Origin of the sequence: Paenibacillus dendritiformis (assembly GCF_015845845.1) — a bacterium.
Lineage (GTDB): Bacteria > Bacillota > Bacilli > Paenibacillales > Paenibacillaceae > Paenibacillus_B > Paenibacillus_B dendritiformis_C.
In genome coordinates this window covers 38,881-47,696 of sequence record NZ_LDIG01000103.1, presented here as the reverse complement: position 1 = coordinate 47,696, position 8,816 = coordinate 38,881, and the positions used below count along the sequence as shown (strand labels likewise).

The 8,816-nt window shown below is 55.2% G+C and carries 7 protein-coding genes and 1 pseudogene; 4 read left to right on the top strand and 4 right to left on the bottom strand.

The window, feature by feature from the left end; translation table 11 throughout:
• Window positions 1–324, top strand: a pseudogene (locus ABD76_RS08855) (GH39 family glycosyl hydrolase); the annotation flags it as partial.
• A 267-nt stretch (window positions 325–591) separates the two neighbouring features.
• On the opposite strand, the gene ABD76_RS08850 reads toward ABD76_RS08855, so the two are convergent.
• Window positions 592–2,379: a flavocytochrome c gene (locus tag ABD76_RS08850; RefSeq protein WP_197256097.1), complete on the bottom strand. Its 1,788-nt coding sequence runs from the start codon at window positions 2,377–2,379 to the stop codon at window positions 592–594.
• Window positions 2,380–2,632: 253 nt separating this feature from the next.
• Here ABD76_RS08850 and ABD76_RS08845 point away from each other — a divergent pair, with 253 nt between their 5' ends.
• Complete coding sequence (locus ABD76_RS08845) at window positions 2,633–2,845, top strand: hypothetical protein (RefSeq protein WP_197256096.1); 213 nt, start codon at window positions 2,633–2,635, stop codon at window positions 2,843–2,845.
• A 212-nt stretch (window positions 2,846–3,057) separates the two neighbouring features.
• Here ABD76_RS08845 and ABD76_RS08840 read toward each other — a convergent pair whose 3' ends face one another.
• Window positions 3,058–4,155, bottom strand: coding sequence for a DNA glycosylase AlkZ-like family protein (locus ABD76_RS08840; protein ID WP_197256094.1), 1,098 nt, complete (start codon window positions 4,153–4,155; stop codon window positions 3,058–3,060).
• Between the two features lie 305 nt (window positions 4,156–4,460).
• Between ABD76_RS08840 and ABD76_RS08835 the strand changes: the two genes are divergently transcribed.
• Complete coding sequence (locus ABD76_RS08835) at window positions 4,461–5,612, top strand: serine hydrolase domain-containing protein (protein ID WP_197256092.1); 1,152 nt, start codon at window positions 4,461–4,463, stop codon at window positions 5,610–5,612.
• Window positions 5,613–5,704: 92 nt separating this feature from the next.
• Here ABD76_RS08835 and ABD76_RS08830 read toward each other — a convergent pair whose 3' ends face one another.
• Window positions 5,705–5,950 carry a hypothetical protein gene (locus tag ABD76_RS08830; protein ID WP_197256090.1) on the bottom strand — a complete coding sequence of 82 codons (246 nt, stop codon included), beginning with the start codon at window positions 5,948–5,950 and terminating at the stop codon, window positions 5,705–5,707.
• Between the two features lie 341 nt (window positions 5,951–6,291).
• Between ABD76_RS08830 and ABD76_RS08825 the strand changes: the two genes are divergently transcribed.
• On the top strand, window positions 6,292–7,371 hold the full coding sequence (locus tag ABD76_RS08825; protein WP_197256088.1) for a S1 family peptidase: 1,080 nt from the start codon (window positions 6,292–6,294) through the stop codon (window positions 7,369–7,371).
• Between the two features lie 309 nt (window positions 7,372–7,680).
• On the opposite strand, the gene ABD76_RS08820 is transcribed toward ABD76_RS08825, so the two are convergent.
• On the bottom strand, window positions 7,681–8,577 hold the full coding sequence (locus ABD76_RS08820; protein ID WP_338125082.1) for an STM4015 family protein: 897 nt from the start codon (window positions 8,575–8,577) through the stop codon (window positions 7,681–7,683).
• Between the last annotated feature and the right edge of the window lie 239 nt (window positions 8,578–8,816).

The following is an 8,816-nucleotide window of genomic DNA, read 5'->3' as shown; positions in this document are numbered from 1 at the left end:
TTTCGGAGCGGCTGCGCGCCAGGGCGGATCATCACCATCCGCTCGCCGCGGCTGAATGATGAATTTTTTGCGTTCTGCCGCAGCAATCCGTGTTTGCCGGACTTCATACCGCTTCATTTCTATCCGCATGACCATATCGAGGAGGTGCTTCACGCCGAACTGGCCGCTCCGCTGGGGCTCCCTTTGCATCGGGACCGCCGAATATTGGAGGAGTTCATGGGGATCTCTCCGAATCCGGTGTACTTGCGGGACATGCTTGCGCAGGAGATGAGGCTGCTGGCCAAGCAAGAGTTGTCTGACAAGGAGTTGGTTCTACGGAATTGAATCGACCGCCTATCAGGGAATTGACGAATGACACCGTGTACAAGGCGGCCTATCTCGGCAAAGCCATTGTCGACAGTCTGTTTTTTATGAGATAATTTCAATCATTCACCGCATTAATATGGTATAATATAGAAAATTTCGTATTTGTAAATAGCGATAAAAAACGTAAAGAACTCCCGCGGTTGCAGTATTTCGCGGGAGTTTGTCTCAATCTGAAAGCCGCAGCTTGATGCTGCGGCTTCGCTTCGGCTTCTTTCCCTTTGCTATTTATTTGGCCGCTTGCTGGCCGGCGATGCGCCCGAAGGTGATGGCATCGGCAATCGCATTTCCGCCAAGCCGGTTCTTGCCGTGAATGACGCCCGTGACCTCGCCTGCGGCGAACAGGCCCGGAATCGGCTGGCCTTGCTCGTTCATCACCTGTGTCGTCTTATTGATCACAAGTCCGCCCATCGTATGGTGAACGGAAGGCACCGCTTTTTGAATATAGTAAGGCCCTTTGCTCATATCCTTCAATCCTGCGCGATGGTTGAAGTCCTCGTCTTTTCCGGACTTGGCGAATTTGTTGACGCGGTCGATTGTCGCCTGCAGCGCTTCCGGATCGATCTTGAAAAATTCGGCAGCTTCTTTCAGCGTATCCGCTTTGTACAAGAGACCGTCTTTGACGAGCATTTCATATTCGTCTTTATGCGTGTCGACAGTCTTGCTGATATCCCCAATTTCCTGATTCCACAACTGGTAGGCATAGCCGCCTTCCTGAGCCAAAATCGCTTTGGAGATGACATCGCGGCGTTCCAGCTCTTCGACGAAGCGCTGGCCGCTCTGGTTCACGAGAATCGCCCCGTCAAAACGGCTGTCCGCCACGAGCGAGATAACGCCGGTCTTCGGATTGCACACCGGATAAGTCTGAATGCTCTCCATATTGGTCAGGGCGGCGCCGACTGCCTGCGCCATCACAATTCCGTCTCCCGTTGTGCCCGGCGCATCCGTCGTCATATATTTTTCATCGTATTCCGGATTGTATTGCTTTCTCATTTCGACATTGGAGCCGAAGCCGCCTGTCGCGATAATGACGCCTTTGTTGGCATGGAAAGTGATGGTGCCGCCGTTCGCTCCGGTTGCTTCGACGCCGATCACCTTGCCGCTCTCATCCGTAAGCAGCTTCTCGGCCTTCGTGTTCGTCTTCAGATCGATACCATTCGCGTCTAACTGCTTTTTCAGCTTCGTAATCAGCTCGGCGCCCGTATGCCCTTCCGGAATGAGCGCGCGCTTGACGGAATGGCCGCCGAACTGGAATAGGTGATCCTCCAGGAAGTTCACCTTCACTTTATCCTTCAGCCATTCTGCCGCCGCGGTCGCGTTCTCGGCCAGCACGCGGACCATTTCCGGATCGCCGACATTATCTCCGCCTTTGAGCGTATCTTCAATGAACAGCTCGGTGCTGTCTTCAATGCCCAAGTTTTTCTGCACCCACGTGTTGGCCGCATTCATCTCACCGCCCGAAATCAGCGTGTTGCCGCCTACGCTAGGCATTTTCTCCAGCAGGACCACCGAAGCGCCCGCCTGCTTCGCTTCCAACGCCGCACTGAAACCGGCGCCGCCAGCCCCGATAATAACCACATCATATGTTTGCTCGGCCGGCTCGTCTGTCTGGCTTTTTCCAGTTGCCTGCTTCGCGACGAGCGTCAAGCCCGCCTTCGCTACCGCATCCTTCACCGCATCGATGTAGCCTTGGCTTGTGACCGTCGAGCCGCTGATCGCATCCGCCTCCGCGCTGTTCGAAGCGATCATAATCTCTTTCAGTTCTTTATACACAGGCTCGGCCAATACCTCGTTTTCTTTCTGCTCGAGCACTTTAATATCTTTAATCTCATTGTTCTCAAACGTGACCTCTACCTTAATCGTACCGTGCTTCCCATCGCCTTCCCCGATGGATGTTACGATCCCCCCTCCATTACCGGCCTCCTTGCCGTCTTTGGTCCCGCTTCCGCATGCCGCCAGCATCGCGACCATACACAGGACAAGCATCATTAGTCCCGCTTTCTTCATCCTCTTCATCTCGCTTAAACCCCTTGTCTTCTCTTGTGTTGTATTTGTCTTGCAGCGATACAGTACTGTGCACTACATCATTATGATAGCACAGGAATTCTTGCTTATTAGTGAAAGTAATCACTTTCACCATATAAAATCGTAAATATTTATGATCAAACTACTCCCCCTTTCGCGGGGACCGCCAGAATCTGCTCCTCATTGCTGGAAAAGTGCAGGATTTTCGCCTGTAGGGATTGTTGAAAAAGGGAATCCTGCAAATATGCAGCAATTTCGCCTGCACCCTTTGCTGGAAAAGAGAATCCTGCAAAAAGGCAGGATTATCATCCGTATCGGCTTGAATGCAAGGTTAATGGAGGGAAATGCTGTAGTTTTGCAGGAATCAGCACAAGAATGCGCCTCTCAAGGCAGTAAATCCTGCAAATTTGCAGGATTGGTACCGCCGTGCAGCGTGCAACGTCCTTCAGGCACATAGAGATGCGCTGGGCATGGCTTTTATTCGCTGTTCGCCGCGCTTCATTCGCCACCGGCGATTCATAGCGAGCCCTCGGCGTGAAGCGCCGTGCCGCTGCGCACAAAAAGCTGCAGCCCCGGTCGGGATGCAGCTTCGGTTTCTGCTCCCGCTTCGAACGCGGCGGGCGTGACAATCAGCGGCGCATTCGAGGTTCGGAAAACACGGAAGAAGGGTTAGCCGTCAGCATGATGCAGCCGAGAGCTTTGATTAAAAAAAGAGGCTGTTATCTCCGCTTCGCGGCGGAGTTCGGCCCGCAAACCTTCATCTGCATCCCCAAACAGGCGCATGTCCACTTTTTTACCTTTGACTCTCCATGTTCCCGCTATCATGCCGTTTAGCATGACAGCCGCATGGACATGGCCCGCAGCGCCATAAACCTTTTTATAATGCTCGCTTTCCATATAAAACTTTTCTTTATGCCCCAATAACAGAGGATCGAACTTCGGCAGCAGCTTCACTGTCGGAACGTCGGCCGTAGCGATCGTTCTATAGATATTTCTGTTATCGTACAGGTCGCCAATCGAAATGAGGTCGGCACTTCTATTTTTGAAGATTTTTTTCGCCAGCGTGACCGTAACCCCCGACCAGTACGCAAAATCCTCGGCCCTTGCCGGACCATAAGCCTGTAAATAGCGCAACAGAATGAGGCCAAGCGCTTCTACCTGATCATACGTATGATAGACGTCGGGGCGGTCCCGCAGCCACGAGCTTGTAAGATGGAATGCGATTTCCGGATCAAACGGGTTCCCGTGCATCACCATCCGCCGATAAGACAAGTCCTTAAGGATGCCGCCCCACGAAGACAGTAAATAGTCTATGAGAGCAGGCTCGAGGGTCAACGATTGCTTCAGTTCGGCTTTTAACTGCTCTCGCGTTTTCGGTCCATCGGATAAGGAGGAGAGCACCGCCTCGGAGACAAGCTGCTTCTCATATTCCGTGACATGCTGATTCAGATACGTTCCCCATCGGGCCGCCCATTCCGTGCCGAGCCCGCTCCACATCACAGCGGCATCCGCTGTTCGCATCAGATGCAGCGTCCCTCTGAGCGACCACGTCCTGATTAATTTTTTCTCGTCCGCGATTAAGGACTGGATATCATGCAAGGAGACCTTGTTCTGCATTCTGCACTGTACCGCCAGTAAGGAATGGCTGAAAATCTGCGATTGAATTCCGAACTCGTGTTCCAGCAGCTCCATGACATGGGCAGCGGCGTTTTTCTGCGAAAGTTTTTGTCTGTGCAGCAGCTCTTGGCATCTGCTCCTCGTGTCCACGTTAATGCCTCCTTCCGATTTACCGATCCCATTTTCCGACCCCACTTACCCGGAAAAAGCTATGCGCCGAACCAGCATCGGCAGCCGTGTTTCCGCATACTAAATCTGCCCGCTTGGCACCGGGTCCTGACCTTTTATAAATGGTTCCTTAACAATACCTTCTCCCAACACTTCAACACACAGCGGACAATTCCTGTTCCGTCCCCTTGAATTCATGGTAAAATTTGTTCTCATCCGCAGGATACAGTACAATGAAGGAAGTGCTGCGCAGACGCACAGATTGAATATAGGAGGCTTGAAGAACGATGAAGACAGCCGCGCAAACCGGGGCATGCCAGCCCCACTACGATCTCTCCAAGCTGGATACGCTGCTGCACGAGGATCATATTGCCTGGAATTTCCGCAATATGGACCATATTTTGCCGAAGCGCGATATTCACGCGCCGGCGGACAAGTTCCGGTTCTCCGAGAACTTGCAAAATCTGGACGATGTCCGCTACAGCTACAACGGACAAGCATCCACCGTCGGCGAATATATGGACAAGGTGAAAGCTACCGGTTGGCTGGTCATCAAAGATGATACCATCTTAACGGAGCGTTATTATAACGGATATACGCGGGAATCGACCGCCACGTCGATGTCGGTCGCCAAATCGTTCATCTCGGCCCTGATGGGCATCGCCTTCGACGAAGGCTCGATGCGGGACGTCCATGATCCGGTAACGCGGTACTTGCCGGAGCTGGCCGGAAGCGGCTATGAAGGAGCAACCATCAAGGATGTGCTGCAAATGTCCTCCGGCGTTCGCTTCAATGAAGACTACGCCGATCCCGATGCGGAGATTTATACCTTTATGAACGATGTCTTCGGGGAGTCGGCGATGCCGATCTCACAGTACGTGCGCAAGCTGACGCGCTTGCAGCCGCCGGGACATTACCAATACAAGAGCGTGGATACCCAAGTGCTATGTATGCTGCTGGAGCGGACGACCGGGAAAAAGTTATCGGCTTATTTGGAGGAAAAGCTGTGGCAGCCGCTTGGCATGGAATACGATGCCTATTGGAACACCGACCTGCACGGCAATGAGATTGCATTCGCGTTCTTGAATGCCGCTTTGCGGGACTACGCGAAATTCGGCCGCCTTGTCCTGCACCAGGGAGCCTGGAACGGCCGGCAGATCATTTCGGAGAAATGGATGAAGGAATCGGTCATTCCTGATCGGTCCGACCTGCAGGCGGGGCAAGCCGAGGATTGCTTCGGCTATCAGTATCAGTGGTGGACACCGCTCGGCAGCGACGGCTCGGAGGTGATGGCCCGCGGCATTTACGGGCAACAGATCTATATCAATCGTCGGCATCATGCCGTCTTCGTCAAGTCCGGCGTCGATCCGGCCGTCTTCAATGTTCATGACTTCGAGGCGGTCACGGCATACCGGACCATTCTCGAACATCTCGGATAATGTGTCGCGCGCGCGTAAATGGCGGCACCCGTCTGCAGCGGAATACGGGTCGCGATAACACGCGGGCGGTGCGTTCCGGGCTGCAGCGGTCGCTACCCGAGCGGAGGCTGGAGCCGAGCTAGCCGGGCAACGATGGCATGCTCCTTCCCCGGCTTGGCCTGCCGGTATGCTTGTCGCTCCCGGTGGCCGGCCCGCTTCCGCTTCTCATGCAGAATGTCATAAAAGCTGGGCTTGCAGTGGGAGCGGCCTCTCCGATTCGCCGGTCTCGCGCCAGGGTGCGCATACCAGGAATGATAAGGATCGTAGCGGTGCACATTGATTCGAACATCCCATAACATCGGGGATTCCTCCTCTTCATGATCAGCTTTGGGGGAACCACCCTTTGCCTGACGAAGAGAGCGAGTAAGCTTGCTTAATCTCTCCTTCTGCAGGCATCGAACGCTCCTCCCGACAATAAGTACCCGCCAAGATCCCGTTTCAATCAGGATCGGCCGGCGGCAACAAGATTCATCCTCATTCTACTATTTCACGCCGCGCTTTGCACCCCGTCCCGCCTTTCAGACAGCCGATTGCTCCGTTGCCGGAAGGCGATTTGCTATAATATCCGTGTAAGCCCTGCAGCAAGGGCATGACACATTCCAGGTTCTCTCCACGAATCTGATGCGAGGAGGATAAAGCGATGAATCCTGGCAAGCCGAACGAGGAGGCGAGGGAAGCGTCCAATCCGGCCCCGGCCGAGGAATCGGCACAGCGGTCCGTTCCCGGGAGCTCCGTAATCGAGAGCGGGGATGTACGAGATGCCTCAGCCGCCGGCAAGGAGACGATAGAAGATCGGGACGCCAGCGAAGGCAACACCCTCCGGGAAGAAGAGGCGGGCAAGGAACAGGCCCAAGCCGGATTTACGGAAGCCTCCGGCGAACGGGAGCCTTCCGCCATGGGGCAGCGGCCCGGCGAATGGCCGGAGCACAGCCATTTCGAACCGTTAACCGCAGCAGAATTCGAGCAGTGGATTCGGGAGGACGAAGACGGTGAGGAAGATCCGGATCCTGGTCCGCGGAGAAAATGGATGGCAAAATCGATCACGGTACTGTTGGCCCTGATCCTGTTCGGCAATGTGATCGCATTCTGGCCGCAGATCTACAATCTCCCTGCCCTCCGCTTCCTCCATGCGGACAAGGAATTGTCGCAGAGTGAACAGATCCGGCAATACAAGGAGGCGGTCGTCATCGTCAATGCGCGTGATCGAAAAGGCACGGGCTTCAATGTAGCCACACAAGGCATCATTATTACGAACCGACATGTGATGGGGGAGGACAAGACCGGATCGGTCACGTTTCAAAATAATCAAACGTATCTCGCCGATGTGATCGCAAGCGATGCCGCCCTGGATGTAGCCGTCTTGAAGCTGCGGGACAACCTCGGTTCTTTGCCTGCCTTGCCGCTGGAGACGGACTCCGGGTGGCGGGAAGGCGCCGAAGTTCATATCATCGGCAACCCGCTCGCCTTCTATCATATCGCGATCGAAGGCAAGATTCTCGGTCTGACCCCGCTGCAGGACCGCGAGCGGCCCGTGCTGATGTTTCAGGCTCCGATCCACTCGGGCAACAGCGGGAGCCCGGTCCTGAACGAGCAAGGCCGCGTCATCGCCGTCGTCTTCGCCACCTCGACCGTGAAGCAGGGCGAGGAATCGATCGATGTCGGACTTGCCATCCCGATCGAAGATGTTCGGCCTTATCTGAATGAAGCCGGTCAGGAGTAGCACTACGGCCGGCCGCTTCCTTGCCGCTCTACTATCCGCCCCTCACCGTCTCCGGTCCGAGAATTCGGATGCACGCGGCCTGGCGAAGAGCCTTGAGCATGACTTTCTAGGTCAGCAAGGACAGCTCCTTCAGCCGGTTAAGGGCGAGCTGCACCCATGGAGCAGCGGTCCGTCGGGAGGACAATCTCGGGCGCCTCTGGAGGCTCGTACACATCCGATCAGGGAGTTCGGGCATGCGTACGCCATGCCGGGATAGATGCTCCCGGCAGCGCCGCTTGTCGAACATAACCGCGATGTCGGCGGGATCGTTCACCCAGCGCACCGGGATGCCGGCGATGACGCCTGCAGCCGAAGCCGGGCGAGCAAACGGCAATATCCCCGGAACCATTGAGCCGGATAGCGGATCCGCCCATGCTCTTCGGGAAGGCGCCGCGCCGCCTGCGCCGGAATGCTCTCTTGCGCCCGCGCCCCTTGCTCGTCCGCGGATCCGTTCAGGGCGCCGAGCGCGATCAGCTCCCGCTCGACGGCGAGCAGCGCTTCCGCACCTGCATCCGACAAGGTGCCGTAGGACAGATCAAGCGTCTCCAGTTGATCCGGAATCGGCGCATCGGCCAGCGCTTGCGCGATCTCGTCCTGAATCTCGCTGTCCTTCAACCCGAGATAGGTCAGCTTCGGAAATAAACCGGGTTCCGTTACGGACAGCACGTCATCGAGCGAACCGGAGAAGCCGTATTCATCGACGCCGAGATACAGCTCCAGCTTCCGCAGCTCCGGCAGCTTCGCGTTGCGGATGTCGGCCAGCACCTCTGCAGGCAGTCCGCCGCAAATAATGACCAGTTCCTGCAGCCGCGCATGCTCCAAAGGATCCAGCCTCAGGCTGGTGCTTCCTTTGACCGTGAATGATTCCAGATTCGGATACGCCTTCAGCAAGGGAGACAGGTTCGTCTGAATAATCCAGGAGACCTCGCAATCTTCATAGTCCATATCTCCGATGAACAACTTTTTCAAGTTCGGGAACCGTTCCCGATTCGCAATCAAGGTATCGAGGAAGCTGTCGGGGGAATTCTCGTAGGCCTGTCCCCAATCGCCGATAATCAAGCTGACAAGTTGCTCGCTATGCTCTCCGGCTGCCAGCTTCTCGATCAGCGCAGACATCCTCTCTCCGTCTTCATATTCTTCATAGCCAACCGATAAACGAATTTCAATCATAGATAGCCCTCCCGTGGCGATATTGGTTCCTATAGCGGTTACGGCAACCTATTCTTTTTCAACATGCCGGGAAAAAGTCCTGTATCGATTCCACATTTTGGGCCTGAATTGCCGCAAAATGAATCCAAAGTCACGGGACGGTGGAAATGAATGGTTGATACAATAGAAGTCCCCTCTTCTGTATATTGTTCGGAAGCGGAAGCGGCGGCCCGTGCCCCGCTCCATGCCTGAACCTA

Bases quoted from the DNA above. Each gene is read 5' to 3' on its own strand.
- ABD76_RS08850 (WP_197256097.1), bottom strand. From the start codon at position 2,379: ATGAAGAGGATGAAGAAAGCGGGACTAATGATGCTTGTCCTGTGTATG.
- ABD76_RS08845 (WP_197256096.1), top strand. From the start codon at position 2,633: ATGCAGCAATTTCGCCTGCACCCTTTGCTGGAAAAGAGAATCCTGCAA.
- ABD76_RS08835 (WP_197256092.1), top strand. From the start codon at position 4,461: ATGAAGACAGCCGCGCAAACCGGGGCATGCCAGCCCCACTACGATCTC.
- ABD76_RS08830 (WP_197256090.1), bottom strand. From the start codon at position 5,950: ATGTTATGGGATGTTCGAATCAATGTGCACCGCTACGATCCTTATCAT.
- ABD76_RS08825 (WP_197256088.1), top strand. From the start codon at position 6,292: ATGAATCCTGGCAAGCCGAACGAGGAGGCGAGGGAAGCGTCCAATCCG.